The following is a 641-nucleotide window of genomic DNA, read 5'->3' as shown; positions in this document are numbered from 1 at the left end:
ACTCTTGTACACGGCAGCCCAGACAGCATGCTGAACACCGCCACCACGCCCAAAGTGGAAGACCCCGTATGGAAGCTCACCATGGGCACAAGGGACTTGGACTCGAATGTGATCGCCCTGCCGCCTGGCGGCACCATCGAAGAGCACATCGGCCCGGCACTCGATGTCCTGCTGCACGTCCTCGCCGGCGACGGCGTGCTGGGCACCGACGCCGGCGACGTCTCCCTGTCCCCCGGTGACCTCGTGTGGCTCCCCCGCCGTTCACGGCGGAGGTTCACGGCCGGTGAGGAGGGCCTGCGGTACCGCTCAGTGCACCAGCGCAAGCCGGGTCTGGGCATCACGCCGAGAGGTTGACGATCATCGCCTCGAGCGTTCGCAGCACTCGCTCGTAGTCACCGTCCTCGAGCCCCCGGACGCTGATGTCCCTGATCCCCTGGACCGTCTCGCGGGCGCCCTTCAGCTCTTCCCGGCCCAGATCCGTGATGCGGAAGACGCCTGCCTTCTCCGCTACGAGGCCTCCTCCGAGCAGCGGCTCGAGGTGACGCTCGGACGTCTCCTGGGCAGCCGAGTCAAGGAGGGTCTTCGACTTTGAGCGTGGTCCCCTTGGGATGGAAGGGGCTCGCAGTCCTGTGAGGATGGGT

General features: G+C 66.8%; 2 protein-coding genes. One reads left to right on the top strand and one right to left on the bottom strand.

Annotated elements, in window-relative coordinates; genetic code table 11:
- Positions 1-354 (top strand): cupin domain-containing protein (locus IE231_RS18135; RefSeq protein ID WP_189695392.1); only part of this gene is annotated, 354 nt, incomplete at its 5' end.
- Here IE231_RS18135 and IE231_RS18130 read toward each other — a convergent pair.
- Positions 338-641: hypothetical protein (locus IE231_RS18130; RefSeq protein ID WP_201896895.1), on the bottom strand; the 304-nt coding region annotated here is incomplete at its 5' end. The genes IE231_RS18135 and IE231_RS18130 overlap by 17 nt on opposite strands.

Source organism: Sinomonas cellulolyticus (assembly GCF_014656475.1).
In the GTDB taxonomy this organism is placed as follows: Bacteria; Actinomycetota; Actinomycetes; order Actinomycetales; family Micrococcaceae; genus Sinomonas; species Sinomonas cellulolyticus.
This window is presented reverse-complemented; position numbering and strand designations above follow the sequence as displayed.